The organism is Vibrio sp. 1288 (assembly GCF_033344475.1).
This window is the reverse complement of sequence record NZ_JAWPOX010000003.1, coordinates 247,806-274,785: the sequence shown is the minus strand read 5'-3', so window position 1 is coordinate 274,785 and position 26,980 is coordinate 247,806. Positions and strand designations below refer to the sequence as shown.

At 47.0% G+C, this 26,980-nt stretch carries 27 protein-coding genes, 1 pseudogene and 1 riboswitch; of the genes and pseudogenes, 16 read left to right on the top strand and 12 right to left on the bottom strand.

The genetic code is table 11. The annotated features are described in order from the left end of the window. Nucleotides 1-526 precede the first annotated feature (526 nt). Nucleotides 527-1,051, bottom strand: a complete 525-nt coding sequence (locus R8O11_RS04190; protein WP_033907183.1) for a DUF3087 domain-containing protein — start codon at nt 1,049-1,051, stop codon at nt 527-529. Nucleotides 1,052-1,211: 160 nt separating this feature from the next. On the opposite strand from R8O11_RS04190, the gene trmY reads away from it, so the two are divergent. Next, nucleotides 1,212-1,811: a tRNA (pseudouridine(54)-N(1))-methyltransferase TrmY gene (gene trmY, locus R8O11_RS04185; RefSeq protein WP_017634347.1), complete on the top strand. Its 600-nt coding sequence runs from the start codon at nt 1,212-1,214 to the stop codon at nt 1,809-1,811. Between the two features lie 77 nt (nt 1,812-1,888). On the opposite strand, the gene R8O11_RS04180 is transcribed toward trmY, so the two are convergent. Together R8O11_RS04180 and R8O11_RS04175 are read right to left on the bottom strand one after the other, a co-directional pair. After that, nucleotides 1,889-3,232 carry a TldD/PmbA family protein gene (locus R8O11_RS04180; protein WP_064376367.1) on the bottom strand — a complete coding sequence of 448 codons (1,344 nt, stop codon included), beginning with the start codon at nt 3,230-3,232 and terminating at the stop codon, nt 1,889-1,891. Beyond that, nucleotides 3,232-4,617: a TldD/PmbA family protein gene (locus R8O11_RS04175; RefSeq protein ID WP_017820998.1), complete on the bottom strand. Its 1,386-nt coding sequence runs from the start codon at nt 4,615-4,617 to the stop codon at nt 3,232-3,234. The genes R8O11_RS04180 and R8O11_RS04175 overlap by 1 nt, the downstream gene beginning before the upstream one ends. 311 nt (nt 4,618-4,928) lie before the next feature. After that, nucleotides 4,929-5,036: riboswitch (TPP riboswitch) on the top strand. A 97-nt stretch (nt 5,037-5,133) separates the two neighbouring features. On the opposite strand from R8O11_RS04175, the gene thiD reads away from it, so the two are divergent. The 8 genes and pseudogenes from thiD (at nt 5,134) to R8O11_RS04135 (ending at nt 11,668) form a co-directional block, all read left to right on the top strand. Next, nucleotides 5,134-5,991, top strand: a complete 858-nt coding sequence (thiD, locus tag R8O11_RS04170; protein WP_005383329.1) for a bifunctional hydroxymethylpyrimidine kinase/phosphomethylpyrimidine kinase — start codon at nt 5,134-5,136, stop codon at nt 5,989-5,991. Then, nucleotides 5,981-6,736: an ABC transporter ATP-binding protein gene (locus tag R8O11_RS04165; RefSeq protein ID WP_033907185.1), complete on the top strand. Its 756-nt coding sequence runs from the start codon at nt 5,981-5,983 to the stop codon at nt 6,734-6,736. The genes thiD and R8O11_RS04165 overlap by 11 nt, the downstream gene beginning before the upstream one ends. Next, nucleotides 6,729-7,529 carry an ABC transporter permease gene (locus R8O11_RS04160; protein WP_009706843.1) on the top strand — a complete coding sequence of 267 codons (801 nt, stop codon included), beginning with the start codon at nt 6,729-6,731 and terminating at the stop codon, nt 7,527-7,529. The genes R8O11_RS04165 and R8O11_RS04160 overlap by 8 nt, the downstream gene beginning before the upstream one ends. A 47-nt stretch (nt 7,530-7,576) precedes the next feature. Continuing rightward, nucleotides 7,577-8,527 (top strand): ABC transporter substrate-binding protein, encoded by a 951-nt coding sequence (locus R8O11_RS04155; RefSeq protein WP_086027682.1) that lies wholly within the window; start codon nt 7,577-7,579, stop codon nt 8,525-8,527. A gap of 54 nt (nt 8,528-8,581) precedes the next feature. After that, on the top strand, nt 8,582-9,250 hold the full coding sequence (gene tenA / locus R8O11_RS04150) for a thiaminase II (RefSeq protein WP_033907186.1): 669 nt from the start codon (nt 8,582-8,584) through the stop codon (nt 9,248-9,250). 12 nt (nt 9,251-9,262) lie between these two features. Beyond that, nucleotides 9,263-10,054, top strand: coding sequence for a hydroxyethylthiazole kinase (thiM, locus tag R8O11_RS04145; RefSeq protein WP_033907187.1), 792 nt, complete (start codon nt 9,263-9,265; stop codon nt 10,052-10,054). Between the two features lie 61 nt (nt 10,055-10,115). After that, on the top strand, nt 10,116-10,730 hold the full coding sequence (gene thiE / locus R8O11_RS04140) for a thiamine phosphate synthase (protein WP_033907188.1): 615 nt from the start codon (nt 10,116-10,118) through the stop codon (nt 10,728-10,730). Between the two features lie 210 nt (nt 10,731-10,940). Then, nucleotides 10,941-11,668 (top strand): annotated as a pseudogene (locus R8O11_RS04135) (phosphatase PAP2 family protein). Between the two features lie 69 nt (nt 11,669-11,737). On the opposite strand, the gene R8O11_RS04130 reads toward R8O11_RS04135, so the two are convergent. Then, nucleotides 11,738-14,185, bottom strand: coding sequence for a trimethylamine-N-oxide reductase 2 (locus R8O11_RS04130; RefSeq protein WP_318193940.1), 2,448 nt, complete (start codon nt 14,183-14,185; stop codon nt 11,738-11,740). Between the two features lie 22 nt (nt 14,186-14,207). Further along, nucleotides 14,208-15,302: a NapC/NirT family cytochrome c gene (locus R8O11_RS04125; protein WP_005374302.1), complete on the bottom strand. Its 1,095-nt coding sequence runs from the start codon at nt 15,300-15,302 to the stop codon at nt 14,208-14,210. Between the two features lie 270 nt (nt 15,303-15,572). Between R8O11_RS04125 and R8O11_RS04120 the strand changes: the two genes are divergently transcribed. The 5 genes from R8O11_RS04120 (at nt 15,573) to R8O11_RS04100 (ending at nt 18,449) form a co-directional block, all read left to right on the top strand. After that, on the top strand, nt 15,573-16,088 hold the full coding sequence (locus tag R8O11_RS04120; protein WP_318193939.1) for a GNAT family N-acetyltransferase: 516 nt from the start codon (nt 15,573-15,575) through the stop codon (nt 16,086-16,088). A 9-nt stretch (nt 16,089-16,097) separates the two neighbouring features. Then, complete coding sequence (locus tag R8O11_RS04115; protein WP_318193938.1) at nt 16,098-16,829, top strand: glucose 1-dehydrogenase; 732 nt, start codon at nt 16,098-16,100, stop codon at nt 16,827-16,829. 1 nt (nt 16,830) lies between these two features. Further along, nucleotides 16,831-17,301: a GNAT family N-acetyltransferase gene (locus R8O11_RS04110; RefSeq protein WP_062730850.1), complete on the top strand. Its 471-nt coding sequence runs from the start codon at nt 16,831-16,833 to the stop codon at nt 17,299-17,301. Nucleotides 17,302-17,420: 119 nt separating this feature from the next. Beyond that, on the top strand, nt 17,421-17,888 hold the full coding sequence (locus tag R8O11_RS04105) for an HAD family hydrolase (RefSeq protein ID WP_064354463.1): 468 nt from the start codon (nt 17,421-17,423) through the stop codon (nt 17,886-17,888). Between the two features lie 33 nt (nt 17,889-17,921). Further along, the gene (locus R8O11_RS04100) at nt 17,922-18,449 is read left to right on the top strand and encodes a GNAT family N-acetyltransferase (protein WP_318193937.1); all 528 of its coding nucleotides are present in this window, start codon (nt 17,922-17,924) and stop codon (nt 18,447-18,449) included. A gap of 37 nt (nt 18,450-18,486) precedes the next feature. On the opposite strand, the gene R8O11_RS04095 is transcribed toward R8O11_RS04100, so the two are convergent. The 3 genes from R8O11_RS04095 to R8O11_RS04085 form a co-directional block, all read right to left on the bottom strand. Beyond that, nucleotides 18,487-19,077: a type II secretion system protein gene (locus R8O11_RS04095; protein WP_225455765.1), complete on the bottom strand. Its 591-nt coding sequence runs from the start codon at nt 19,075-19,077 to the stop codon at nt 18,487-18,489. A gap of 153 nt (nt 19,078-19,230) precedes the next feature. Beyond that, the gene (locus R8O11_RS04090; RefSeq protein ID WP_005374318.1) at nt 19,231-19,518 is read right to left on the bottom strand and encodes a hypothetical protein; all 288 of its coding nucleotides are present in this window, start codon (nt 19,516-19,518) and stop codon (nt 19,231-19,233) included. Between the two features lie 66 nt (nt 19,519-19,584). After that, a complete protein-coding gene (locus tag R8O11_RS04085; RefSeq protein ID WP_005374320.1) occupies nt 19,585-20,484 on the bottom strand; it encodes a DMT family transporter in 900 nt (299 codons plus the stop codon). 92 nt (nt 20,485-20,576) lie between these two features. On the opposite strand from R8O11_RS04085, the gene R8O11_RS04080 reads away from it, so the two are divergent. Then, on the top strand, nt 20,577-22,013 hold the full coding sequence (locus tag R8O11_RS04080; RefSeq protein WP_182038601.1) for a PLP-dependent aminotransferase family protein: 1,437 nt from the start codon (nt 20,577-20,579) through the stop codon (nt 22,011-22,013). Nucleotides 22,014-22,108: 95 nt separating this feature from the next. On the opposite strand, the gene R8O11_RS04075 is transcribed toward R8O11_RS04080, so the two are convergent. The 3 genes from R8O11_RS04075 to R8O11_RS04065 all read right to left on the bottom strand — a co-directional run bounded on the left by R8O11_RS04075 (nt 22,109) and on the right by R8O11_RS04065 (nt 25,915). After that, nucleotides 22,109-23,245, bottom strand: a complete 1,137-nt coding sequence (locus tag R8O11_RS04075; RefSeq protein ID WP_053308051.1) for a glycerate kinase — start codon at nt 23,243-23,245, stop codon at nt 22,109-22,111. Nucleotides 23,246-23,261: 16 nt separating this feature from the next. Continuing rightward, nucleotides 23,262-24,614 (bottom strand): GntP family permease, encoded by a 1,353-nt coding sequence (locus tag R8O11_RS04070; protein WP_021452774.1) that lies wholly within the window; start codon nt 24,612-24,614, stop codon nt 23,262-23,264. 158 nt (nt 24,615-24,772) lie between these two features. Then, a complete protein-coding gene (locus tag R8O11_RS04065; RefSeq protein WP_182038599.1) occupies nt 24,773-25,915 on the bottom strand; it encodes a sugar diacid recognition domain-containing protein in 1,143 nt (380 codons plus the stop codon). Nucleotides 25,916-26,149: 234 nt separating this feature from the next. Here R8O11_RS04065 and R8O11_RS04060 point away from each other — a divergent pair, with 234 nt between their 5' ends. Continuing rightward, nucleotides 26,150-26,323, top strand: a complete 174-nt coding sequence (locus tag R8O11_RS04060; RefSeq protein ID WP_005374332.1) for a hypothetical protein — start codon at nt 26,150-26,152, stop codon at nt 26,321-26,323. 70 nt (nt 26,324-26,393) lie between these two features. Here R8O11_RS04060 and R8O11_RS04055 read toward each other — a convergent pair whose 3' ends face one another. Next, a complete protein-coding gene (locus R8O11_RS04055; RefSeq protein ID WP_025768763.1) occupies nt 26,394-26,756 on the bottom strand; it encodes a hypothetical protein in 363 nt (120 codons plus the stop codon). Nucleotides 26,757-26,980 lie beyond the last annotated feature (224 nt).

Below are 26,980 nucleotides of genomic sequence, written 5' to 3'. Positions count from 1 at the left end.
GCCGCCAGCGTTCAATCTGAGCCATGATCAAACTCTTCAATTTAAGATTTTGTTCGGCTCAATGAATACTGAACATTACATAAGTAATGTTTGAATTGACTGTGCTGAATCTTTCGATTCAATGGTCACTTCGTTTCATTGAAACCTAATTTGATACCGCTTTCCGTTAAGAAAGAAATATCTAATTGGATTATCATCAACGAGTGCCCACACAGATTGATAGGTCTATATTGTTAAAGAGCTTGCTTCGTAAGCTTTGCTATCGAAGCGGAGGCGTATTCTAAGGAATTAATTTTCAGTGTCAAACACTTTTTTAAATTAATTTTTAGAAGTTTTCTTTCGCCTTCTTGCCAACCGCTTTTGCGTTTCCGCTTTGCCCTGACAACGGAGGCGCATTATAGGGAGATGATTTTTCTTGGCAACCCCTTTTCAGAAAAAAAATCAAAAAAAAGCGTCGAATGATTAAATCTCACTCAAACGCTTATTTTTAGCACTCAGTTGTTAACTTCAAGTAGCAAATAGGCAATCAATATGTGTCTAGCCAAGACTCTTCAAAGCCTGTGATATCGAGACTCATTGATTGCGCCGCTTCGATTTGCTCGATAGCCTCCAATTCTTTATTTACACTGCTCATCGTCAGTGTGTTGTTGTCTAGCTCAAACACCTGACTTTGAGTCGTATAGTAGAACTTAAGGATCGTCAGCGCTTTTACATCGCCATTGTTCGCGGCTGCTTTAATGCTTTTTAGTTTACGAAAGATCTTGTTGTGCAGCTGCTTGAGTTTCCAAACGTACAGCACTTCTTCCATGTATGGTCGAGTTTTAATTTGATTCAATAAAGAGAGGGAAGTTGCAACTGCGAGAACGACACCAATCAAATTCCAATGGAAATTGCCCGTTGATTGTTCTGGTACGACTTCAGTGTTGCCAAACAAAACAATCAACAAGGTACTAAAGGCAAGAGAGGAGATGGCGAGCAACGCAACAAAACCGCCAATCACAAGGTTTACTTTCTTTTTATAAATGTCTTTATTTATCTGTTTGATTTCCATATACCACTCCTAACAGGGTTGCCTCCTATTCTAGCCAGCACACCCAGCTCCACAATCGAAGCTTTGTAAGTAAGTTCACATTTGCTATTAAACTCGCATCCCTTCCCTGCTTGGGGATATACTTCCGCGCATTCACTCTTCCTATATAGAGGCTAAATTCATGCGCTCTTTTGTTTTACGAGCTCGCGCGGCGCCAACCACCAGCAAAGCACTGTTAGAAGGTGTTGGTAATGAAGCGCATACAGAGATTCTTGCTCATACCATGATGAACACGATGTTCGTTGCTCAATCACACCGTGAAGATGTGGTTGTTCACTTGGTTTTAGAAAGCACAAAAGATTTCTCACGCACCATTACTATTCGCTCCAACGACATCACCAACATTGGCGGCTTCCATGAGTCAACCTTGATTGCAGCAGTGGCTCGCGCTTTGGATGCTTCGGTTGGTATGGGTAAAGAGCAACTTCGTGAAGTCGAACCTGGTATTACCGTTCGTACAGTGAGCTTTGAACGCCTAGTACAAGAACTGGCAGAAGATCACCAACTATATATGCTGGATAAGAAAGGCGAATTTGTTCGTGATGCAGAAATTGGTGAAAATCCATGTTTCTTGCTAACTGACCATATACCGATGCCGAAAAAGTCTTTTAACAGCTTAAAGCGCCTTGGCACAGAGAAGATCAGCTTAGGTCCTAAGATGCTTTTCGCTTCTCAGTGTGTAGTATTGATCCACAATGAGTTGGACATACGCGAATTCTAGTTATTCGCGCACACGTTGCTAGATAATGAAAGAGGACTCTATTGAGTCCTCTTTTTGTTTCTATAGTAATGCTAAGTTTACTTACCACCAATGCTCAAACGAGCAAAACGAACGTCTGGCGAGAAGAAAGTTCGGCTATCGTTAATTAGCTGAGTATCACCTACTGCCTCAACTTCTTGCAGCATATTGTAGAAGTTACCCGCTACCGTGATCCCACGAACTGGTTGAATGCGCTTACCATCACGGCACAAGAAACCACTCGCGCCAAATGAGAAATCACCACTCACTGCATCCGCACCAGAATGGACACCTTGAAGTTCGACTAACTCTAGGTACTCACCCGCTTTTACTTCTGACGCACTGCTGTTACCCGTCGCAATCACTTTGTGATTCGCTGATACGTCTAGGCTCGATTTTGCACCGCGAGCGGCACTTGCTGTCGAGACTGCGCCCAAGTAACTTGCGGTCTGGCTGTTGTGTAGCAAGGTTTTCAACTCACCATTAGCAATCATGACATTATCTTGAGTAGCGAAGCCTTCACTATCAAAACTCGCGATTGCCATACCATTTGGCATGTAAGCCGTATCAGTAAAGGTAATTAAATCACTCGCAACACGTTGACCAAGCTTGTCACCCAGTGGCGTAATGCCTTTCATCGCGCTTACGCCAGAGAAAGCACTGCCGAAAGCACCGAATAAACTTGCTAGCGCATTGATGTGGAAAATAGCAGGGTAGTTACCTGTCGCAACCGGAGCGCCTTCCAGAAGATCACGAGCAAGGTTGTAGCCACCTTCTATACAGTAAGCTGGATTCAACTCATCAAAACGGCGACCAAGTGACATTCTACCCGCCATTGACTGTTTGCCGTCTTTTTCAAACAAGGTATACGCGTAACAAGTGAACGAGCGCTCGAAGTGTTGACACAATGTGCCTTGAGTATTGGCAATGATCAGTTGTGTTTCGCCATCGCTATAACCATTGTAAGGTGCGCTAGAAGCGTGAGGCAGAGCCACTACGCCTTGCTCAAGTGCGAGAGACAGTTCAATTTTTTCATCAACCGAAGTTGTGTCTTCTTGAGCAATCTCAGCCACGTCAGTCGTGATTTGGCTGTTCACACAACTAATGGTCTGATGTTCATCTTGCTTGGAAAAACGAGCGCTTTGCAGTGCATTAGTTAGCATTAAATCCAAGCTTGGTTGCTCTAGTGATTCAGAATAGCTTGTCGCGACACGAGCATCTTTAATAAGTCGAACACCCAGCACTTGACTTGAGCTTACTTTGTACTCATCCAGCTTTCCTTGGTTCGCTTTCAGAGAAAAGCTGCTGTTGCGGTTTACAATGACGTCCGCTTCTGCACCTTGGCGTTTTGCTTCTGATAGGACGTAATCAACCGCATTGAGAAGTTGTTGTTCTTGGCTCATTAGTTACCGCCTCCTACCAGAATGTTATCGACTTTCAGCGTTGGCTGACCGACTGTTGTTGGCACTGAACCACTTACGGAACCACACATGCCCGGCGCAAGCGCCATGTCTTTGCCGACCATGCTGATTTCTTTTAACACTTTTGGACCCGTGCTGATCAGCGTTGCTGTTTTCAGAGGCTTGGTGATTTTGCCATTTTCAATGAGATAAGCTTCACGAACAGCAAAGTTAAACTCACCCGTACCCGGTTGAACCGAGCCGCCGCCCATCTTCTTCGCATAGATACCACGTTCAATGCCTGCAAGCATGTCATTAAGTGAATGCTCGCCCTCTTCGATAAAGGTGTTACGCATGCGCGAGGTTGGTGCGAACTTGTAGTTTTGACGACGACCAGAACCCGTAGGCTCATAACCTGTCTTCATGCCACCCATTTTATCGACCATGAAGCTGGTTAGCTTACCGTCTTTGATCAGTTGAGTGCGCTGAGTCTTCATACCTTCATCATCAATGTGAATCGAGCCCCATTCGTTGGTCATGGTGCCATCATCGACTGCATTCACTGCGGTGTGAGCAACCATTTCGCCCATCTTGTCGTGGAAGACTGATGCTTTCTTCGCAACTGAAGTGGTTTCTAGCAAGTGACCACATGCTTCATGGAAGATAACGCCGCCAAAGCCGTTACCAATCACCACCGGCATTTCACCCGATGGACAAGCATCCGCGCCAAGTTTTACTAACGCTTGCTGCGCGATAGTTTGACCTAGCTCTTTGGCATCAAGCTGTTCACTGAATTCCCAACCAGCAAGAGCGCCAGGACCTTCCATACCAGAAGACTGCTCATTACCTTTTTGCGCGACAGTGTTACCAGCAACACGAATGTAGTGGCGAGTATCGTCAACGTGTAGACCTTCTGAGTTGAAGATAGACACTTGTTGCTCGCGCTGAAGAACGCTGCCAATAAACTGGCTGATATGTTCACTCTCAGCACGTGCGGCTTGGTCAACTTTCAATAGAAACGCGATTTTTGAATCTAGGTTAGCATCCTTACCTAGCGGCATGCGGCAACCATGTTGGATTGGGTAGCGGTTCAAATTCAAAGAACCCGCTGACGCGATTTGCTCACGCTTGTCTTTTGCAGCAAGCAGCGAGGTTACGCGCTTTAGTTCGGCTTCATCTGTGCTGTTGGTGTAACCGTAAAGCACCTTATGACCGAAAAAAAGACGAATACCGATACCAAAATCGATACCCGAGTTAACCTTATCCACTTCACCAGATGCGATCTGGACAGTGTTGGTTTGGTGATGTTCAACGAATAGTTCAGCGAAATCAGCCCCCAAAAAGAGCGCATGATCGATCACTGACTTCGCTGTTACAGAATTAAGCATGAAGTCTCCTTGCTCGATGATCGTCTTAGCCTTCCTAATTAACTGTGAAAAAGTTCAACAAAGTTAAATTGGCAACACGTTAAATTTTAACAGTTTTTTAACCTTGTTTTGTGCTAATCCTTGCTTAACGAGACCACGATTATTTATTAAATATTCCAGGTTCTGCTCATTCACCAGAGCGTTGCACTAGTAAATTCCACCCAGCAAACCATTTAGGTGCTTACTTTATCACTCACCTCGCATAATTGAATACTCATTATAATTACGCTCAAAAAACGTATCCCTTCCGCAATGGTCCTGCTATCATCCGAACGAAATAGTCGGGGGGCCACACGACAAGTGTTGGCTGAGATCGAAATTCGAGACCCGTTGAACCTGATTCAGTTAGCACTGACGTAGGGAACTATGCACACTTTGCCTTTCGTCGCCCCTCTTAGGTAAGCGATAGCGATCGAAAAATCGATCTATCTGCAACGGTCAAAGTCAGTTCCTATACGTCTTGTAGTAGGAGCGACCATGACGCAGCAATCACAACCTCATTCACATCACACGCCAGCCTTGCCTACCCCTATCGTATTGACCATCGCGGGCTCAGACAGTGGTGGCGGTGCAGGTATTCAAGCCGACATCAAAGCGATGTCCGCAACCGGCAGTTTTGCTTGCTCGGTAATCACGGCGATTACTTCGCAAAATACCCAAGGCGTTTCTGCGATTTTCCCCATTCCTCTCGACCATGTAGAGAGCCAACTTGATGCAGTATTTACCGACCTCAACATCGTTGCAGTCAAAGTGGGCATGCTGGCAGATTCCAACATCATCAAAGTCGTTGCAGACAAAATTAAACAATACCAGCCAAAACACCTCGTGATTGACCCTGTGATGGTGGCCACCAGCGGCGATCTATTACTGGAACAGTCGGCAATCAGCACTTTAAAAGAAGAATTGATTCCGCTCGCAGACATCATTACCCCTAACCTACCCGAAGGCGCAGCATTGACGGGTAAGCCAATGCCTCAATCAGAATCTGAAATGAACGATATGATTACCGACCTTCGTGCGCTTGGCGCCAAAGCTATTCTGCTCAAAGGCGGTCACCTTGAAGAAAATGAAAACAGCAACGATCTACTTATCATGCAAGACAGTGCCGAGTTAATTAGCGCCAAGCGATTTCCAACCAAAAACACTCATGGCACAGGCTGTACACTTTCTTCCGCCATTGCGTCTTATCTTGGCCAAGGCAACAACCTACACAAAGCGGTGCACCTGGGTAAGCAGTACATCAGCCAAGCTATCGCACACGCTGATGAATTGGATGTAGGTAAAGGCCATGGCCCTGTGAACCACTTTTTTGCGGGTCATACTTATGTTCGCTAACGCGATTGGCATTCAGCTTTCCGATGCTAGTCTGCGATACAAAGACAGCCAAACACCAACGCTAGCAGGGTTGAGTATGACTATTCCTGCTAATCAATGGACAGTGTTACTTGGTCGCAGTGGCTGCGGGAAAACCACAATATTGCGTTACTTAGCTGGCCTACTGGATGACCAAGTTGACTGGCATGGCGAACTCATCACAACGGATGGCGCTGCACTGCATGACCGTATCGCTTACATGGCTCAGCAGGATTTATTGCTACCGTGGTTGAATGTGTTAGACAACGTCTGCCTCAGTTCTCGATTTTCTCAAGTGCAAGCACCAGAGCAAAATAGACAACGTGCACTGACTTTACTAAGCCAAGTGGGACTCGCCGATTACGCGGATGCTAAGCCAGCTCAGCTCTCTGGCGGCATGAGACAACGTGTTGCCCTTGCTCGCACTCTGATGCAAGACAAGCCTCTAGTTCTGATGGATGAGCCTTTCTCTGCACTGGACGCGGTTACTCGTCATAAGTTGCAAACCTTGTCTGCCGAATTGCTGAAAGATAAGACGGTTGTTCTGATTACCCACGACCCACAAGAAGCGGTGCGATTAGCTCACCAACTCTATGTGTTGCAAGGCACACCTGCGCAAGCTCAGCACTTGGTCGTTCCAGACTCCAAGCCGCCCCGAGTTCTCGATGGAGAGTGCGCGGCGTTACAACAAGCGATTTTGGATCAACTGGAGAAAGACTATGAGTGATATGACTCAGTACAACTCCGTTTCGGCACGCATTAGTAAAAAAGAACGCGTGACCCATCCGGCTCTGCGCTTGGTCATTAGCACAGCGGTGATCTTGGGATTGTGGCAGTTGGTTGTTGTGGTATTCGACATGCCAAGCTTCATCTTACCTTCACCAATTGAAGTGCTGGATAGATTGGTCACTCGTTACGATGTCTTGCTCAAACATACTTGGGTTACCGCGCAAGAGATTTTACTTGGTTTGGCGCTTGGATTATCAATGGGTTTGCTGTTCGCATTGCAAATGCTGATGTTCGAACCGCTGAAGCGTTGGTTACTGCCCATTCTGATTGCTAGCCAAGCGATCCCTGTGTTCGCCATCGCGCCAGTACTCATGCTTTGGCTGGGTTACGGCATTGCATCGAAAGTCGTCATGGCGGCGATCATCATCTTTTTCCCCGTCACCACATGTTGCTACGACGGCTTACGTAATACACCAACAGGTTACCTCGACCTTGCCAAGACCATGGGCGCGTCTAAATGGCAGTTACTTCGTCATATTCAATTGCCAGCCGCCCTACCAACTTTAGCCTCAGGCATTCGTGTTGCCGTCGTTATTGCGCCGATTGGAGCAGTGGTCGGTGAGTGGGTAGGTTCAAGTGAAGGCTTGGGTTATCTGATGCTCCAAGCTAATGCTCGCATGATCATTGATGAGATGTTTGCGGCGCTGTTTATCCTAGCCGTGCTGTCTATCTCACTCTACTTCATCACCGATAAATTATTGAAAAAAGCCATCCCTTGGGAAAGCAAATAATTACAGAAAATAACCAAAGAAAATTGGGAAAGAAAAGGAAGAACCCCGTGAATAAAAACAAACTTATGAGCGCTGCTGCTCTACTCGCTTCAGTGGTATCAACCAATGTGCTTGCAGCAGAAAAAGAGATGACACTGATGTTGGATTGGTTCGTCAACCCAAATCATGGTCCTATCGTGATTGCCAAAGAGCGTGGTTACTTCAAAGAACAAGGTTTGAAGGTCAACATTCAAGAGCCGGCAGATCCAAGCACGCCACCTAAGTTGGTCGCGGCGGGTAAAGTCGACATGGCGATTTCTTACCAACCAAGCCTAACTATCGATGTCGCGGCGGGTTTGCCACTAATCCGCTCTGCGACTTTGATTGCTACGCCACTCAACACGTTGATGGTGCTGGATAACGGTAAGAATGAAAACCTTGGCGACTTGAAAGGCAAGAAGATCGGTATTGCGATCGCAGGCAACGAAGAAGCGACAATCGGCACCATGCTAGCGCAAGAAAACGTGAAGTTTTCTGACGTACAAATCATCAACGTAGGTTGGGCGCTGTCTTCGTCTCTTGCGTCTGGCAAGGTGGATGCGATTTGGGGCGGTCTACGTAACTTCGAAACCAACCAACTGGCACTAGAAGGTTATAAAGCTAAGGCCTTCTTCCCTGAAGAACACGGCGTGCCAGCGTATGACGAGTTAGTCTTCGTAGCCAATGCAAAAACCTACGACAAAGAAGCCATCAAGGCATTCAACAAAGCGCTAGAGCAAGCAACCACTTACATCGTTAACCATCCAAAAGAATCTTGGAAAGAGTTTGTTGCTTATTCACCAGACACGCTCAACAACGAGCTTAACCAACGCGCTTGGAACGACACGCTAACTCGTTTTGCTCTTCGTCCATCCGCAGTAGATCTGAAACGCTACGATGATTATGCGCAATTCATGTATTCACAAAAAATCATCGAAACACTGCCAAAAGCGAAAGATTACGTACCGAACTTTGACTAATTCTACTGACTTTGGGCTCTAAGCCTAGGGTCTTTTGATAACGAGATACCCATAATGAAATACCAAGATTTGATCGACGCTTGCCGCCAAGATTGGCAAGAATACACTGAGCATGCTTTCGTGCAGCAATTGGCGCAAGGCACTCTGGCTCAGCCTTGTTTTCTGCATTACCTAAAGCAGGATTTTCTTTTCCTAAAACAGTACGCACGAGCCTACGCATTAGCGATCTACAAAGCACGTACTTTGGATGACATGCGCCGTGCCTTACCAAGCGTACATGCATTGCTCGATTCTGAAATTGCCCACCACGTGACTTACTGTGAGCAATGGGGACTGACAGAATCCGACTTGGAAAACGAGCCAGAGGATTTCGGGACAGTAGCTTATACCCGCTACGTATTGGATGCTGGCATGACGGGCGACCTTGTTGATCTATACGCGGCACTAGCACCATGCTCTATCGGTTATGCCGTAATCGGTAAGATGCTGATTGAAGATGAGAACACGGTAATCGAAGGTAACCCATACGCAAGTTGGATCAACCTCTACGGTGGTGAGGAATTCCAATCTGGTGTCGCAAAAGGTGCAGAACACTTTAATCAGTTATTGGCGGAAATCGATATCAATAGTCAGCGTGGTCAAAACCTGATTCAGGTATTCAAAACTGCAACGCGTATGGAAGTGGCATTCTGGCAACAAGGTCTAAACGCTCAGCAAGATTAATCGGAGAGTCTCATGTTAATTGAACAAATCACCCAAGCATTAACCGCAGTACGCCAGCAAAAGCCATTAGTCGTCAACATCACTAACTACGTGGTGATGAATAACACAGCAAACGCACTATTGGCCATCGGCGCTTCTCCAATCATGGCGCACTCCAAGCAGGAAATGGCAGAGATGATGTCGTTCGCTGGCGCATTGGTTATCAACATCGGTACCCTAGACAGCGTTTGGACACCGCGTATGAGCTATGCCGTAGAGCAAGCCAATACCAATGGCAAAATCGTTGTACTCGACCCCGTCGGTTGTGGAGCAAGCTCACTGCGTACCGAGACATCACGTGAGATCGCACGCCTTGCAGACAAGTTGATCATTCGTGGTAACGCCTCAGAAATCATCGCTCTCGCTGGCGAGCAAGCACAAAGCAAAGGCGTCGATGCACTAGACAGCAGCGACGCAGCACTTGGCGCAGCAAACTTCTTAGTCTCAGAGTACGGCGCGAGCGTAGTGATTTCTGGTGAGACTGATTACATCGTCATGAAAGAGCAAACTGTGCAGCTAAACAATGGTCACGAGATGATGCCATACGTAACCGGAATGGGCTGTACACTCACGGCACTAACAGGCGCTTTCGCTGCTGTTGGTGATAACTCCGGACTTGCTGCTGCGGCGATACTGGGCGTTGTTGGAGAGATAGCAGCGGAACAAGCTCGCGGCCCAGGTAGCCTGCAAATGCATCTTTTGGATGAGCTTTACCAACTGGATGAAGAAACACTGGCAAAACGCCTAAAACTCCAAGTGAGTTAAGCTTTCTCTAACAAATACCGGCCTCTCACTCCCTGTAGATGAGAGGCCCAAAGGAAACAAAATGAACGCCTATCGTTTATATTTGGTCACCGATGACCAACAAGATTTAGCCACACTAAAGCGTGTTGTGAGAAAAGCCGTGGAAGGTGGCGTGACCATGGTACAAGTCCGCGAAAAACACGGCGATGTGCGTGCGTTTATCGAACGTGCTCAAGCCGTGAAAGACATCCTTAAAGATACCAATGTGCCTTTGATCATCAATGACCGCGTTGATGTTGCCCTGGCAGTTGATGCCGATGGGGTTCACCTCGGGCAATCAGACATGCCCGCAACTATCGCTCGTGAGTTGATTGGACCAAACAAAATCCTCGGCTTATCCATCGAAAATGAAGAGCAGCTTGCAGAAGCGGACTCTCTTCCGATTGATTACATCGGCTTGAGCGCAATCTTCGCGACGCCGACCAAAACCAACACCAAGAAGTTCTGGGCTATTGATGGCTTGAAGATGGCGTTAGAGACGACTTCACTGCCGATTGTTGCCATTGGCGGCATTAACGAAAGTAACATTCCGCAACTCAGCGCCACTGGTGTTCATGGCTTAGCTTTGGTTTCAGCGATTTGCCACGCAGAAGATCCAAAAGCCGCATCGGAATATTTATTAGGGTTGATGAGCTAACCTTGCTCACGCCTGAACAAAGCGCTTATGGATGAGCGCGTTTGCCTTTCAGTACTTTCAACAACCTCTCCTTTCACAACGAAGAGCTGCAATGTCACTTTCACGCTCGAATTGACAGAGCGTTGATAAGTTTTTCACGCCAGATAACGTAAGATAAGCCCCTTATTTTCACGTGGTTGAATAACCCTCAATAAAAACAAAACGCTCTCAATGAAAACCAAAAAATATGGATTGATGATGCTCGCCTTGTTTGTTCTTGGCATCATCCCAATGTCGCTGTTTGGCTCTTATCACAATCTCACTTCACAGGTGCCGGAAAGTCTGGGTATTACTTTTACTTTGCTCACAGATTCTGCTGGTAGCAAAGGCTTTTTAATTACGTTAACACTGCTACTGCTTTCTTTATTTCGCTTTAAACCAAGTCGCATTGAGTGGATGCAAAAACTCTCAATGTTAGGGTTGTTACTGGTGATTGGTTTTGCCAGCAAAACGGGTCTAAAACTGATGACAGAAAGCCCGCGTCCCTACGCCGAACTGCTTGCTGCAGAGCAATTGATTGAGCACCCAGACGCGTTTTATCAGTTGGATACAAAGCAGCAAGCCAACGTAATTAACCAGATTTCTGAACACGTCAGTGATAGGCGAACGCGCCATTGGCAAGGCGAGAAAGACTATTCTTTCCCATCCGGCCATACGATTTTCGTTTCGATTTGTTTGGCTTTCTTTGGTGGTTTGTTCTTACAGAACAAGTGCTATATCTCTGCACTGTCATTGTGGATGTGGGGAATGAGCGTCGCATATAGCCGCTTATGGCTGGGCATGCATCGCCCTGAAGATTTAATAGGCTCAGTCTTGTTTGTCGCGATTGTATTTACTTTACTCCCGACATTTTTCAGATTAAGAAACAGATGCCGTTTGTTTCTCTTGCTTCGCGCTAATGTGAACGATGACTAGATAAAAAGAAGCCAGCGATTCGCTGGCTTCTTGCTTTCAATCGCTACTTTTTTCTAGCCATTTCTTGGTGGTTCAAACGCTGTTAGTTCTAATTCTGGGCCAGTGTATTTTTCAATACGAACCAGTGCCGAGTTCGCCGCACAGCCGTTTGCAAGTCGAGAGGTCGGAATATCCAACGTTAACACGTTACAACCGCCGTTCTTACAAATGCCGGTTTTAGGATCCAAATCCGGCCAACCGCCTTCATGAATACACACTGAACCTTGCTTGATTCGGTCAGTCACTTCTGCACCAACCAATACTTGGCCACGGTTGTTAAACGCACGAACTAGATCGCCCGTTTTAATACCACGCGCTTTCGCATCTTCAGGGTGAATCCAAATAGGTTCACGGTTTGCAATTGCGTACTCTTCGCGAATCTTCGCGTAGTTGAATTGGCTGTGTAGACGATGCGCTGCGTGAGCGGTCATTAGCTGCAACTCGCCATCTTTCGCAGTACCCGTGTACTCGGTTGGTGCCATCCACGTTGGATGTGGAGGACAGTCTTCCAACTGATAACCTTCAATGGTTTTCGAGAAGATTTCGATCTTACCACTTGGTGTACCGAGTGGATTCATGATCGGGTCTTCACGGAAATCTGCGTAACGAACAAACTGTGCGTTCTTCTCGTTCCACTTCATCTCGATCAGTTGGTTATCTTCCCAGAACTTGCTGAAGTTCGGCATTGCTACGCGAGAGCCACGGCCACCTTGTTGCGCCGCCTTGTAGAAGCCGTACAGCCATTCCATTTCGGTTTTGCCTTCGGTGTATACGTCACGGCCACCCGGAGCTAGCATCTCTGCCATGTCCGCGAATACATCGAAGTCATTACGCGCTTCACCTTGCGGCTCAACCACTTGCTTCATTGGCACCAAGTGTTGGTTACTGTAGTCACCCGTCATCGTTAAGTCGTTACGCTCGAACGATGTGGTGATTGGCAGAACGATGTCCGCGTGCTTCGCAGCCGCCGTCCAGTAAGGCTCTGAAATTACGATCAGCTCAGGCTTTTGCCACGCTTTAATCAAACGGTTGGTGTCTTGGTGGTGAGTAAAGTTCGCACCACCTGCCCACCAAATCATCTTGATATCCGGAAACGTCAGTTCATGACCGTTATGATGGTAGGATTGACCTGGGTTTTCCAACGCCTCGACAATACGCGCTACAGGGAAGCTTTGCACCGCGCCAGACACCGCCCAGTCGTTCCCCGCAGAAGAGCCGCCACCCAGCGATGCCGAAATCGCAGGAAGTACGCCAGCATCACGAGCAGGGTTACCACCGTTTGAGTAGTGGTAAGAGAAACCAAAACCACCGCCCGGTAAACCGATTTGACCCAACATCGTTGCCAGTGTAACCAGCATCCAGTGACGCTGCTCACCGTATTGTTGGCGCTGCATGCCCCAACCCGCCATCAGCATGGTGCGGTTTTTACTGAAGATGTCAGCCAGTAGCTCAAGTTGCTTCGCAGGTACGCCACAGATTTGTGATGCCCATTCTGCTGATTTTTCTACGCCGTCTTCTTCGCCCATCAGGTACGCTTCAAACTTGTCGTAACCTGCGGTGTATTTATCGAGGAAGGCTTTATCGTGCTTACCTTGTTTCACTAAGGTGTGTGCGATGCCCATCATCATTGCCACGTCGGTCATTGGGTGAGGAGCAATCCACTCCGCATTCTCACCAAAGAACTCGATGGTTTCAGAACGAATAGGGTCAATCGCAATGACCGTCTTGCCTGATTTTTTCAATTGATGGAAGAACTCAAGACCAGCACAGTCTGTTGAGCTCCACGCGATTTTTAGAGTGTTGATCGGGTTTAAGCCCCAAAGCACAACCACATCGCTGTGCTCTAATACCACTGGGTACGTAGTTTGTTGCTCGTACACTTCGATAGAGCCCACAACGTGCGGCATGATGACCTGCGCAGCCCCCGTTGAGTAGTCACCCAAGTGGCCTGAATAGCCGCCCGCCATGCTCATGTAACGTTGCAGCAAGGTTTGTGCTTTGTGCAGCACGCCACTTGAACGCCAGCCGTAAGAGCCTGCAAACACAGAAGCCGGGCCGTATTCTTTGCGAATTCGCATGTGCTGTTCGTGGATCAGCTTGTAAGCCTCATCCCAAGACACACGCACAAACTCATCACTACCGCGCACACCTTCTGGCGACGATGGGTTTGCCAAGTAGCCTTTACGTACCATTGGGTACTTCACACGCGCCTTGGTATGCACTTGGTCAGGCCCAGTAGTTTGTAGACTATTTGGTACAGTTTGTGGAAGAGTATTAGTAGTCGAAACCAACTTACCATCTTTCACTTCACATAACATTGGGCCCATGCGGCCCGCTGTCAAAATGCCCTTGCCACGCTGGTTTGAAGACGCAACAGACATAGGTGCAAATGAAGTGAATGCCATTGCACCAGCCGCCATACCAGTGCCTTTTAGAAATCCGCGACGGGTCATATTAGTCATAATCTTATCCTTCTATTTATCGTTAGTGACCAACCACATCTTTCGCGTGGTGCTGGAAGAACTTGGTTAGAATTTCTAGGTTCTCGGCTGAAATATCAGTTCGATCACCCATACTTTTCGCTACCGGTCCCCATGCATTCACTGTGAAGTGATTTGAAGGAATTTTCGCGTGACAAGTTGCACAGTAAACGTTGTCCAACTCTTCTGCGTATGACCATACGGGTTCAAGCGTGTCTACAACTGGAGAATCAATAGCACCTGTTAGAGAAACCGCGCGCCATTCGTTGCCGTAAACATCTGCCTCAAATTCACCAGTTTCAAGCGCTTGTTGGCCTTGCTCTGTTAGCGTTGCTACGATGGCACGTTGACCTTCTCCCATGTAAAGCACTTGCTCTGCGCCTTTCATTTGGAATGCGTTCAACTTAACAGTGCGGTTGTCGCCTTCAGAGCTGATTACTTCCAACTTCGTCGTTGGGTTAATTTTACCCATCTCACCCATTGCGATTTCAGTCACAGGGTAAACAACCTTGGCATTAGGTGATGTTTTTGTGGTGAAGCTCATCAACGTTTCAAATGCCTTGCTGTCTAGCTCTGCTTCTGGTGCAAAGTGCGCCACACCTTTATGACAATCGATACACGTTTGATCGTTTGCTTTCGCGTAAGCGTGCATCTTCGCCGCATCACGTGATTGCTCAAACTCTTCCATTGCATCGAAATCATGACACGAACGACACGTCGCTGAATCATTTTCACGGAACTGAGCCCATACCGTTTCAGCCATATCTTTACGATGTGCTTCATATTTCTCTGGCGTATCGATCTTACCTGTCACAAATTCATGGTAGATGTCTTTCGACGCGCGAATTTTGGTGATCAGGTAATCCATTGGTTCTTGAGGAATATGACAGTCAGAACATTCCGCGCGAATGCCTTTCGCATTACTGAAGTGCACTGAGCCTTGGTACTCTTTGTAAGGGGTTTCCATAGAGTGGCACGAGAGACAAAATTCAGTATCTGAGGTGTAATGCATTACTGCCGCACTCCCCCCCAAAGTTAACCAGCCCACACCAATGCCGGCAGCAACCAGCAGTGCAACATATCGTTTTTTTATTGACATAATTAGCAACACTTCCAAATAAAATGTAATTATAGGTCGCAAATTACTACTTTATGGGTAGTCCTCTCTTGATCCACATCATTTCCGTGTTGCTCTGTATGCCTCAAGTATGAAATTTTGTTATTTGCATCTCAAAGATGAATATATGGCAACAATCCATTACCCAGCCAACTATTCACCACATAAATCACTTTTATGAATGCAACTATTTGATTAAACAGATAAGAGGATGAGAGACTGAATCTCCACATTGATGCAGTAAGGACACGCATGTCAGTTTACATCGAGACGCACAGAAGCCAATTAAGACCCATCAAAGCCAGTGACTGGGAACTCTTTCAACGATTACTCACCGAACAAGAGGTTATTGTGCTCTGTTTCGATCGTCCCAGCGAAACAGAAATAAGAGAAAAATTTGCTTCGCGATTATTACCATGGACCCCAAATTGCCAGCATTGGCTTTGCCTTGTAATACTCGATAAGCAATCTGAACAACCCATCGGCATCACTGGCTTTGCTATTGAAAACGGTAAGGCAGAGGTAGGTTACTTACTTTTGCCGGAATTTCATGGCCAACAGTTTGGAACAGAAACTCTTCAAGCGCTTCTATACTGGGCAACCTCGACACATAACATCAACCACTTTTCCGCGACGGTCACTGAAGGCAATATTGCATCAGAGCGTGTCCTGATAAAATGTGGTTTCGAACTCATTGAGGTCATTCCAGACGCATACCAAATTGGTGGCAAACCCTACGCCGATAAAATCTACTCACTACATAAATAAGGACGTATTTTGAATAAAGTAGTCATCATTACCGGCGCAAGCCGAGGTATTGGAGCCGCAGCGGCGAAAAAGCTGGCCGAGCAAGGCTATCGAGTTTGCGTTAATTACCGCACTCAGCAAGAGGCCGCCGACCAAGTTGTGGCAGAAATACAAGCAAACGGTGGCAAAGCGATTGCCATAGCCGCAGACGTAGCCGATGAGAAGCAAGTGCTCTCCTTGTTTGATGAAACAGAACGTGAATTTGGTGCAGTGACGCACTTGGTCAACAACGTTGGCATCCTATTTACTCAATCGCCTTTGTTAGAAATCAGCTTGGAACGCTTTCAGAAAGTAATGAACACCAATGTGAATAGCTGTTTTCTCTGCTGTCGAGAAGCGGCGAGGCGATTCAGTGCAGGCGGTGCAATTGTGAATGTCTCCTCTGGAGCGTCGCGCTCAGGAGCGCCATTTGAGTATGTCGATTACGCCACATCAAAAGGCGCGATGGATACTTTAACGAAAGGGCTCTCGCTAGAGTTGGCAGAGCGCAATATTCGCGTCAATGGCGTTCGACCTGGTTTCATTTACACTGATATGCATGCCGACGGCGGAGAACCAAACCGAGTAGATAGACTCAGCCCTCAAATTCCTCTTAAACGCGGTGGCACGGTAGAAGAAGTAGCAAATGCGATCGCTTGGCTATTAAGTGACGAAGCCTCTTATGTCACGGGATCATTTATCGATATTGCAGGGGGCAGATAGAATGCAAGTCCATATCCGACAAGCAACTCCCGATGATTTAGACGAAATTTTTCAGCTTAATTTTCAAATTAATTCACTGCATTTTGCGAATGCGCCAGAAGCCTTTGTTGCGCCTTCAGAAGCTGACCGTAAATTTCTTGCACAAGCACTAGAGAACAAAGAGCGACTCTTTTTGATTGCCGAACGCGAACAGCAAATTCTCGGCTTCTTAACCGCGATGATCACCCAAAACGACACCGTCAGTTTTCTGATCAAAGACCCAATTTGTCGCGTGGGAACAATTGTTGTCGATGAAGCGCAAAAGCAGCAAGGAATCGGCCGCCAACTGCTCCAAACCTGTGAGCAATGGGCGCGCGATGCCAATGCCACACAAGTTCGATTGGAAGTGATGGAATTCAATCAGCCAGCACAGCGCTTTTACGATAATCAAGGTTTTAAAACTAACTCACGCATTATGCTGAAACATTTGTAACGATAACGACAATTAAGCGCTTTTCACGACTAAACCCACCTAAATCGCATTTATCGATGCAATTTCCCCCCCTGATTTTAGAAAAAGACGATATGATGTGCGGATAAGGAGATTCGAACATGATTTATCTTTTCGATTGGGGGAACACCTTGATGGTAGATTTCCCTCACGCACAAGGAAAAATGTGCGATTGGGAACACGTAGAAGCAGTTCCTCAAGCCAGAGAAACACTGGCAATACTTTCCCAAAATCATCCCATCTACATTGCGACCAGTGCATCTGATTCCAACATGGAAGAGGTTCAGCGTGCATTTGTTCGCGTCGACTTAGACCAATACTTAAATGGCTATTTTTGTTTTGCCAACCTCGGTATCGCTAAACACCAACCTGAGTTTTATCTCGCCATCGCAAAACAGTTAGGGGTTAACGTGAGTGGAATAACCATGGTTGGCGATTTACCTCACAAAGATATTTACCCTGCGATGAAAGCGGGCGTAAACACAATTTGGTTTAACCCAACGGGCGCTGATGCACCAGCCGAAGCCATTCCTAACCAAATTCGTTGTTTATCTGAGCTTATCCCCTAACCGTTACTAACCTGCACTAATCAAGGAAGATGAATGCAAATCAGATCCATCAAGGTGAGCGATATCGCGCGCTTCACCGCGCTGTGGAATCGAGTGTACTCCGAAGGGGAATTTTTGATTTCTCCTGCACCCGATAACGCAACGCTTCGCAGAATCCTGCAACGTGTGGAAAACGAGTCCATCCCTCAGTTTGTCACGTTTGACCGCCAAAAACTTATCGGTAGTGTTGAAATCTACCCAGCTGAGATGTGCGGTTACGAAAGAGGGCAACGCCTTCGCGTCGGTATTCTTGGTATTCACATCGACAAAAACTACCGAGGCAAAGGATTGGGGCGGAAACTATTGGCAGTCGCGATCGCACGTGGTTGGGAATTTGGTTACGACCAAATCGCACTCTACGTATACACAACCAACACACCAGCGATTGCTTTGTATGAACGGTTTGGATTTGAACATCAGGGAGAACTTGGGGAAGTGACCTTGCCAAATGGTAAAGTCTTGATGAGTCAAAAAATGATATTGTATAAAGCGCAAAGCCGTTCGAAAAGCCCAGATTTGTAGAGTCACGATAACCGTTGTTCGCAACACTTATTCGGGGTTAACACCCTTGCGTCACATGCCCTCGAACAATTGAATCGTTAGAGGCTTGATTCACGTAGTAGAAATAGCATGCTTCTTCTGCCAGTGTGTAACCTTGCGGCCAAATGTACACCACGCGATCAACACCCGATTTATCTAAGAACTGATAATCAGGAATAGCGACAAAATGAGCACTGTTTGGGTGCTGCTGACCGATGATGCAAAAATCACTGCCTTTGCACGGCACGTCAATTTTCGAATAACCTCTGGCTGGTAGATCGATTTCTAACAAAGCTCGAATACTATCGGCACTCGCTTCTGGCATGCCTTTGCGTGTTTTGACATGTCGGTCAATGTAGTGAACGTGCTCTTGGCCGTAAGCGTTATCAATCACTGATTGAGCATGAAAGAATTTGAGAGCCGTACCCAAAGAAGACTGAGAACTGTGCAGCATCGCAGCGTATGCTTGGCGATGAATATCGAGTAGTACTGGTAAAGCAGCTAATGCGATGAAAGCCAAAGTGGTAAGCACTATGGTGATTTCCATCAGCGTAAATCCCTTTGATTTCACGTTTCTTATCTCAACTAGCCCAAGACAATAGCCCCACATCCATGTGAGACCGAGCCAATATATCGCCAATTTCTTACGATTAAAGGCTTAAGGGGTAAGAAGAGACAAACACCACGCAAACTTGAGAACAGCAGCCAAAGAGCAGTGTAACAAAACGACGCTATGTGTCAGATATTAGACGGTTTTTACTCTCTAGTTACTGAGTAAAGGCACATTATTTCGCACCAGACCACGACGAACATTCGTGCACATTTTGCCAAAACGACGAATCTCATCGAACTGCGGAACAATGCCGCGCTCCATGGCTGACTCCCAATAAGTGACTTCTGAATCGACCATTTCCAACAATTTCTTCGGACAGCCAATGCACTGCCCTTCTGGTCCACATACAAACGTTTCTGGTTCATAAATTGGTAGTTCCGCTTTTACTTGCTCGATGATGCTACGCATGGCGGTCATTCGATCTGGCTTTACCTTCATCATTCTGCTCCACGGATTAAGATGAAGCAGATTGTACCCACTGATACGCAAATGTCCCTACCCAATTTAGGTATATTCTGTTTGAATCGATTTCTTTATCGTCAGATCCGGCTTTTTAACCACCAAATACACCGCCGTAGCTGCCAGTACGAAACCAGAAATCCCCATCCAATCAAATGACTCTCCAAACGCGAGCCAAGCCTGAATCGCCGTCGTTGGCGGCACCAGGTAGAATACAGAAGCTACGCTCGATGCAGCACCGTTCTTAACCATGTACAGCAGCAGTAGAATAGCTACACAAGAGAGCACGACGACCAACCACAACACAGTCAAAATAAACTCCAGTTCCCACTGCACTTGCATGGTTTCAAACTGCATCGCAACGGGCAGAAACATGACGAGCGCGGCCAAATATTGCACCGTCGCACCACCCACCATATCCACTTGTTGGCAATGTTTTTTCTGATAAAGCGTCCCTAGCGTGATACCAACCAAAGCCAACAAACACAAACCAATGGCCAACACTTTATGCTGCTCGGATTGCCACTCCATTTTGCCCATCAACACCATAGCGATACCGACAAAACCAAGAGCCAAACCCAACCATTGCGAGGGTTTAAATTCCTCACGAACAAACACCACCAGCAAAGCCGCGGTTAAAATCGGTTGAATACCCACCAGCAACGAACTCAACCCCGCAGGCATACCTAAGGCGATAGCGAAATAAGTACCGCCCAGATAGAAACCGTGGATCAATGCACCAACCACACAGCTGTGCCATAAATCTTTTCCTGTCGGCAACCTTCTACGCAATACCGCCACAAGAACCAAAAACAATAAGACATTGAATGCCATACGGATAGAAAGTAGTGTCGCTGGCTCGGCATATTGCAAACCAAAACGCGCACCAACGAATCCAGAAGCCCAAAGGATGACAAATACAAAAGGGATGGCTCGGATTAACATGATCGCCTCACTCACGCTTGTTTTATGTTTTGAGATACTGCTAATGTAATTAGGTACAGTGTTTTCAAAAAGTGACAGATGGAAGTGTTTTTATGGGTACAGATTTATTGGGAAGCGGTGAAGGGAATAAGTACCTCGTGGTGGAAAAACACCTCAAACAAGCCATCAATGGTGGCGTTTATCAGGCGGATGATCGACTGCCCTCCATTCGCTCGTTGAGCCAAGAATTAAACGTCAGTAAAAATACAGTGATTCGTGCGTATCAAGAGCTGGAAGCACAAAACTTGGTTTACTCGGTACCCAAATCGGGTTATCGAGTTAAAGTCGCCTTGCCGACCTCTCGCTCAATTCCGGATCCGACTCGCGTGGATTTGCTCTCGATCTGCAAAGAAATCCTTACTTATCCTGAATACCAAGAGCGTTTGCCTACCGGTTCTGCCCACCCAAACATTGACTCCCCCGCGATCAAAAGCTTGTACGCCGAGATCGGCCGCCACAGCCGCCAGCAAACGCATGTACCGAGCCATTACCAATTACCCCCCGGTGATCACCTCTTAATCAAACAACTGGCGAAAATCACACAAGATTTGGGCACGCCAGCCAAGTTGGATGAGATCATGGTGACGCACGGCGCGCAACAAGCCATTAGCCTAGCGCTGCGCGCAACGACACAAAAAGGCGATATCGTCGCGGTGGAGTCCCCTTGCTATTTTGGCAACTTATTGATGCTCGAATCACTCGGCCTCAAAGCGGTGGAAATTCCGAGTTGCCCGCGCGACGGCATGTACCCCGAAGCCTTAGCAAAAGCAATGGCGACATGGGACATAAAAGCGATCATCGTAACGCCAAACTTCACCAATCCAACTGGTGCCATGATGCCGCTAGAAAAGCGCCAGCGATTGCTCTTGGCATCTGGCAATATTCCTATTATCGAAGACGATGTGTTTGGCGGGTTAAGCTATGACAAGCCGTTACCAAGCTTGAGATTGCTCGATGACAAGCAACGCGTAATTTACGTGAATTCGTTATCCAAAACGCTCGATTCGCGTTTGAGAATTGGTTGGATGTTGGCGGGGCGATATCGAGATCAAATTGAGCAATATCTACTGTGTGAGAACATGGGCAGTTTGAACCTGATGCAATCCGCCGTGGCAACGTTTCTAACGTCAGGCAAGTATCGAACGCATACTGCGCGAATGGGTCGGGTTTATCAAAACAACATGCGCCGATTTATCCAGATGCTTCATCAATACTTGGATGAATACGAACCTCTAAAAAATCGATACCAGATCAACGCCGTGCAAGGTTCGTTCTTGCTTTGGTTGCGACTGCCCGAAGACACGGACAGCTATGCGTTGTATCAAGCATGCAATAAGCACAGAATCAGCCTACTTCCCGGCACCGTATTTGGCACTCAAGGGCAATATCGGCATTGCGTACGCCTCAGCGTGGCAAACTTTGGTCATGAAACCGATTGGAGTCACGCGATGCAAACACTGGCAAAATTGATAGCAAAGCATGCCTGTTAACTCGCTCTTACTAAATGAACTTATGCCGACACACGCAAACAGGTAACAACAAAAAACTCCACGCAAAGGTGGAGTTTTTCATATCGTCATCGCCTTCAGTGCGACTTAATTTGCCACATTCTCGCGACGTTTTCGGCTAAATTAGCAACGTTGACGTCGGCCTCTTTCATGGCCTCAGGTAAGCTCATCGCCCTTGGTACACAAGCAAACACCGCATCAATGCCGCACTCATAAACCGCCTGATAGTTGTCGCCCACACAGCCTGCTAATGCAATGACTGGTAAATTACACTGCTTAGCCACCTGAGCAACGCCCATCGGCGTTTTGCCATGTGCGGTTTGATGATCGATTCGACCCTCGCCTGTAAATACGATATCCGCATCCTCAACATGCTGAGCAAGTTTGACCGTTTCAAGCACAATCTCAATTCCTGGTTGCAAACGTGCTGGCGTGTACCCGAGCAAGGCCGCGCCCATACCACCAGCAGCACCCGCCCCTTCACGAGTCAGTACATGCTTACCCGTAGCTTGTTCCGTCAACTCGCCAAACTTGCGCAATGCGCTATCGAGCAGAGTGACGTCTGATACGGTCGCTCCCTTTTGAGGGCCAAAGATAGCCGACGCGCCTTTGTCACCACAGAGTGGGTTATCAACATCGCACGCTACCAACACTTCGCAAGTTGCTAAGCGAGGGTCAAGACCAGAAATATCGATGGACGCAAGCGCCGCTAACCCGCCTCCATTTGGGGTAATTGCATGACCAGATTCATCAAGAAACGCCACCCCCAACGCGGTCAACATGCCCACGCCACCATCATTGGTAGCGCTGCCGCCCAAACCAATGATTAAGCGTTGAATACCTCTATCTAGCGCGTGTTTGATCAGCTGTCCAGTACCAATGCTACTGGTCAGTTTTGGGTCGCGAGCATCACTCGGCACAAGGTGCAGACCACTGGCCTCCGCCATTTCAATAACCGCGGTTTCGCCGTCGCCGAGGATGCCATAAAACGCTTCAACATCATTCCCTAATGGCGCGGTCACCGTTGTGAAGACTTGTTCGCCTTGAGTTGCATCTATCAAAGATTGAACCGTGCCTTCGCCACCGTCTGCGACCGGAACCGTAACAAACTCGGCATCATGCCATACGCGAGCAAGACCCGTTTTGATCGCCTCGCTCACTTCTTTGGCGGTTAAGCTTTCTTTAAATGAATCAGGTGCAATTACCACTTTCATACGTATTTCCAGAGACTTATAAGAGAACGAGGCTCAAAATGTACACTAATGCCATTGCCGTGACACCTTGAACGAGCGTAGCCATGGTTTGCGCGCGGTACGCTAGGCCCACCGACATGCGACTAAACTGCGAAACTACCCAGAAGAAACTGTCGTTTGCATGAGAAACCGTCATCGCACCTGCACCGATCGCCATCACCGTTAATACGCGGCCCATTTCTGAATCGAGCCCCAATTGCGTGAGCATAGGCGCAACCAAAGCCGATGTGGTCACCAATGCAACCGTTGATGAACCTTGCGCCGACTTTAGCGCAGCCGCAACGATAAATGGCATGAAAATACCCACGCCCAGCGCCGATAGCGTCGTACCTAAGTATTCACCTAGCGGCGTTGCTTTTAATACCGCGCCAAATGCACCACCCGCACCGGTAATCAAAAGAATAGGCGCAGCAGCCGTAATACCTTGGCTGATTCGCTCGCCAAATTCTTCAATCTTGTTGTCTGACTTGAGTAGGCGAACAGAAAGGAACAGGCCAATCACCAATGCCGTTAGTGGCTGTCCTAAGAAAGTCAGAACATCAAACACAAAACCTTCGCCCAGCGGTAGGCTTGGGAATTTCGCGATAGAGCCAAAACAGATCAATAAGATTGGAACAAAAATAGGAGCGAATGCTTGGCTCGCCGTTGGCAATTTGCCGTAAGACGCTTTGAGTGCTTGCCAATCATGCTGAATTTCCTCTGCGGCTTCAATGCCATCTGGTTCAACATGTTGGAATCGGTTCGCCCACAACATACCCGCTAGCGCCGCAACCGCTGCAACAAACACACCCACACCAATCACTAAACCAAGGTTAGATTCCAGGCCTAAGTTACCCGCAGCGGCAATCGGGCCAGGAGTTGGCGGCACAAACGTGTGCGTTGCGTATAGGCCAGTTGCCAACGCCACACTCATCGCAACGCTTGAGGTTTTTAAACGCTTAGCGAGTGATTCTTTGAGCGAGTTCAGAATGACAAAGCCTGAATCACAAAACACTGGAACAGAAACGATGTAACCGATGATGCTCATGGTCAATGTTGGGAAACGCTCACCCAACACTTTGATGACCGTATCGGCCATGGTGATCGCCGCACCACTTTTTTCCAAAATAACACCAATGATGGTACCTAAAACGATAACCAAACCAATGTAACCAAGGATGCCGCCAAAGCCAGAAGCAATGGTTTTGGCAATGCTATCTGCCGGTAAGCCGTAAGCAAATGCCGCAAGGAACGCCGCGATGATCAGCGCTAAAAAGGGATGTAATTTGAATTTGGTGGTCGTGAGCACAATAAATGCGATCACCCCGAGCAGGATTAATATAAGGTTCATGATAACTCCATTTATTCTTATTTTGCTGAGCGAGTCCGTGTTGGCTCACTCAACATGTAGGGACGCATGAATTATTAATCGTTTGCTTTAGAATTCCTTTAGGCGGAGTGACAAATGATGTGGTCAAAAAATGACGCGTATTGTGCAGATGCACAATATCACGACATTTTTGAGAGCCGAGTCGCAATATAAAGCTCCGCTAACCCCACAAAATTGGTAGTTGGTAGCCCTGTTATCTCGGTGATTTTCTCTAACCGATAGCGCAGAGTGTTCCGGTGAATAAACAGCATTTTAGAGCATTCTGTTACATTGCCATTGCATTCAAACAGTGCATCTAGGGTTTTCAATAATTGCCCAGATTTGTCTTTCTCTTTCAACCGTTTCACACCATCAATAATTTGTTCACCTTGCCAAATATCCGCCAACGGCGCTAACAAAACAGGCAAACGAAGTTCATCGAACAGGTACTTACGTTTCTCTGGGTAGAACTGCTTGCCAATAGCTAATACCTGCTTCGCACTTTGGTATGACAACGCGACATCTTTAGGCTCATTAAACAGCTGCCCTAGCGCAATGTGAAACGTATGCGAATCGTGATCGCTTAAACGCGACATCAACTTATCAATGCGCTCACTTTCAACTTGGCTATCCCACTGCTTGGCGGAATGACACGGTTTCAACACCACAATTTCATTCACTGAGACAATCGCAACTAGGTTGTTACGCTCTGGGTATTCAAGCAGATCAACAATATTGCGCACACTCTTCATGCTTTTCGAGGCGGACGGCGTCGAGACTTCAATCACCGTTGCCACCCGTGGTTGAGTAACATCGATAGAAAGACGCATCGCCCAATCTTTCAGCTCTTCATCGGTCAATTTCCCATTGATCCAAGCCAGAATAAACTCTTCGCGATGACGTCTGTCCCACTGAAATTTTTCCACCAGCGCGGCTTGCTCGATTGTCAGTTCAGCGGTCATTTTAACCAGTTTTGCAAAATCTCGGATTTTCTCCGGCTCGCCTGTGACGCCAACAATACCGACCACGTCGCCATGTAATTTCAACAACATATTGATACCGGGTTTGACACCCTGCAACGTCAAACATTGCTGCTCATTAAGCTCTAGCGAATCGCCATGATTCAGCGCCAGTACCGCGCCATCATGCACTTGCCCAACACGTTTAGGGTCGCCACTGCCAATGATGATGCCTGCCGAGTTCATCACATTCACATTGTGACCAATGATGGACATGGTTCGATCAACAATTTGTTGTGCTAAAGCGTGGTCGAGAATCACCATTTCGAGTTTCCAAATTGACCGTTTAATCACTCAATAAATCACAAATGGCAAACTATCGCGATGCTGCGGTTCTAAATAACGGAAGCAGCTCAAAGCATTATCCAATTAACCACACTTAAAAAGAGTATTAAACCTTCATTTTTAGCAGAGGGTTATATACTTAGAACAAAGGTTACCAATGCATTCTTCACTGTGCATTGATGCCACTCGTCTACCTACAGAGGAGAGATCAACATGGAGTTACGGAATAAATCGGGGGAAGTTGCAAATATTGCTGATAACCTCACTTTGAAGGAAATCACAGAAATGGGCTACACCGTAGATTTATGCGATGAAGCATTTGCTCCTGGAGAGCATTGGAAAGCGGAAGGTAAAACGCAAGGTATGGGCGAGTATCCAGAGGAGTAAACGTCCTGACGAGCCAGCGCACAAAAGCGTTCCACAAACAGAAAAACCGAGCGACTTAACGCTCGGTTTTTTACTTTTGAACTTCTTGAATAAACAAGCTCATCTCTTCAAGATAATTGCCGTTTGAGCATCCCCAGTCGGTGACCTCAATCAACTCAGTAACTAACTGTCCAGACTCATCATCTTGCACTCTCTGCACAAACGCTTCAAAACGTTCCAGTTGTGTCTGACTCTTAACGCCATGCACGGCATATTCTACAAGCAAGCCGTTGTACGTCTGCCAGCGCTGGTCGCCAGCAACATCATTGCTTAAAATCACAGAACACTTTTGTTGAATGCTTTCAACCGCATCATTTCTTGGTGGCGCGACTGTGGAACATCCAACTAAAATCGTACCTACCGCCAATAACGTAACTTTTGTCTTATTTATCATATCGTTTCCAACTGTATCGCCACGATATGGAAATCTTATTACACCTGATAAGGATCATCGATAGCGCACCGCAGATTAATTACTTAATAAACTGTAAACTCCATACCAGTCTTAACACTGCAAGCTCATAACTCCTATTAACTCACCCAAATGTAAACAAATAGTAAAATCACCTTTACGCGATGCAAAATCGACAAATGAGATTAGCGTTCCTTTCTCGCGAC

Excerpts from the sequence above, each read along its gene's own strand:
- R8O11_RS04060 (WP_005374332.1), top strand. The coding sequence starts at position 26,150 with ATGGAGTTACGGAATAAATCGGGGGAAGTTGCAAATATTGCTGATAAC.
- R8O11_RS04190 (WP_033907183.1), bottom strand. The coding sequence starts at position 1,051 with ATGGAAATCAAACAGATAAATAAAGACATTTATAAAAAGAAAGTAAAC.
- R8O11_RS04160 (WP_009706843.1), top strand. The coding sequence starts at position 6,729 with ATGAGTGATATGACTCAGTACAACTCCGTTTCGGCACGCATTAGTAAA.
- R8O11_RS04075 (WP_053308051.1), bottom strand. The coding sequence starts at position 23,245 with ATGAAAGTGGTAATTGCACCTGATTCATTTAAAGAAAGCTTAACCGCC.
- R8O11_RS04085 (WP_005374320.1), bottom strand. The coding sequence starts at position 20,484 with ATGTTAATCCGAGCCATCCCTTTTGTATTTGTCATCCTTTGGGCTTCT.
- thiD (WP_005383329.1), top strand. The coding sequence starts at position 5,134 with ATGACGCAGCAATCACAACCTCATTCACATCACACGCCAGCCTTGCCT.
- R8O11_RS04090 (WP_005374318.1), bottom strand. The coding sequence starts at position 19,518 with ATGAAGGTAAAGCCAGATCGAATGACCGCCATGCGTAGCATCATCGAG.
- R8O11_RS04120 (WP_318193939.1), top strand. The coding sequence starts at position 15,573 with ATGTCAGTTTACATCGAGACGCACAGAAGCCAATTAAGACCCATCAAA.
- R8O11_RS04130 (WP_318193940.1), bottom strand. The coding sequence starts at position 14,185 with ATGACTAATATGACCCGTCGCGGATTTCTAAAAGGCACTGGTATGGCG.
- R8O11_RS04180 (WP_064376367.1), bottom strand. The coding sequence starts at position 3,232 with ATGAGCCAAGAACAACAACTTCTCAATGCGGTTGATTACGTCCTATCA.
- R8O11_RS04055 (WP_025768763.1), bottom strand. The coding sequence starts at position 26,756 with ATGATAAATAAGACAAAAGTTACGTTATTGGCGGTAGGTACGATTTTA.
- R8O11_RS04165 (WP_033907185.1), top strand. The coding sequence starts at position 5,981 with ATGTTCGCTAACGCGATTGGCATTCAGCTTTCCGATGCTAGTCTGCGA.
- R8O11_RS04100 (WP_318193937.1), top strand. The coding sequence starts at position 17,922 with ATGCAAATCAGATCCATCAAGGTGAGCGATATCGCGCGCTTCACCGCG.
- trmY (WP_017634347.1), top strand. The coding sequence starts at position 1,212 with ATGCGCTCTTTTGTTTTACGAGCTCGCGCGGCGCCAACCACCAGCAAA.
- R8O11_RS04080 (WP_182038601.1), top strand. The coding sequence starts at position 20,577 with ATGGGTACAGATTTATTGGGAAGCGGTGAAGGGAATAAGTACCTCGTG.
- thiE (WP_033907188.1), top strand. The coding sequence starts at position 10,116 with ATGAACGCCTATCGTTTATATTTGGTCACCGATGACCAACAAGATTTA.
- tenA (WP_033907186.1), top strand. The coding sequence starts at position 8,582 with ATGAAATACCAAGATTTGATCGACGCTTGCCGCCAAGATTGGCAAGAA.
- R8O11_RS04065 (WP_182038599.1), bottom strand. The coding sequence starts at position 25,915 with ATGGTGATTCTCGACCACGCTTTAGCACAACAAATTGTTGATCGAACC.
- R8O11_RS04125 (WP_005374302.1), bottom strand. The coding sequence starts at position 15,302 with ATGTCAATAAAAAAACGATATGTTGCACTGCTGGTTGCTGCCGGCATT.
- R8O11_RS04070 (WP_021452774.1), bottom strand. The coding sequence starts at position 24,614 with ATGAACCTTATATTAATCCTGCTCGGGGTGATCGCATTTATTGTGCTC.
- R8O11_RS04105 (WP_064354463.1), top strand. The coding sequence starts at position 17,421 with ATGATTTATCTTTTCGATTGGGGGAACACCTTGATGGTAGATTTCCCT.
- R8O11_RS04110 (WP_062730850.1), top strand. The coding sequence starts at position 16,831 with ATGCAAGTCCATATCCGACAAGCAACTCCCGATGATTTAGACGAAATT.
- R8O11_RS04175 (WP_017820998.1), bottom strand. The coding sequence starts at position 4,617 with ATGCTTAATTCTGTAACAGCGAAGTCAGTGATCGATCATGCGCTCTTT.
- R8O11_RS04095 (WP_225455765.1), bottom strand. The coding sequence starts at position 19,077 with ATGTGGGGCTATTGTCTTGGGCTAGTTGAGATAAGAAACGTGAAATCA.
- thiM (WP_033907187.1), top strand. The coding sequence starts at position 9,263 with ATGTTAATTGAACAAATCACCCAAGCATTAACCGCAGTACGCCAGCAA.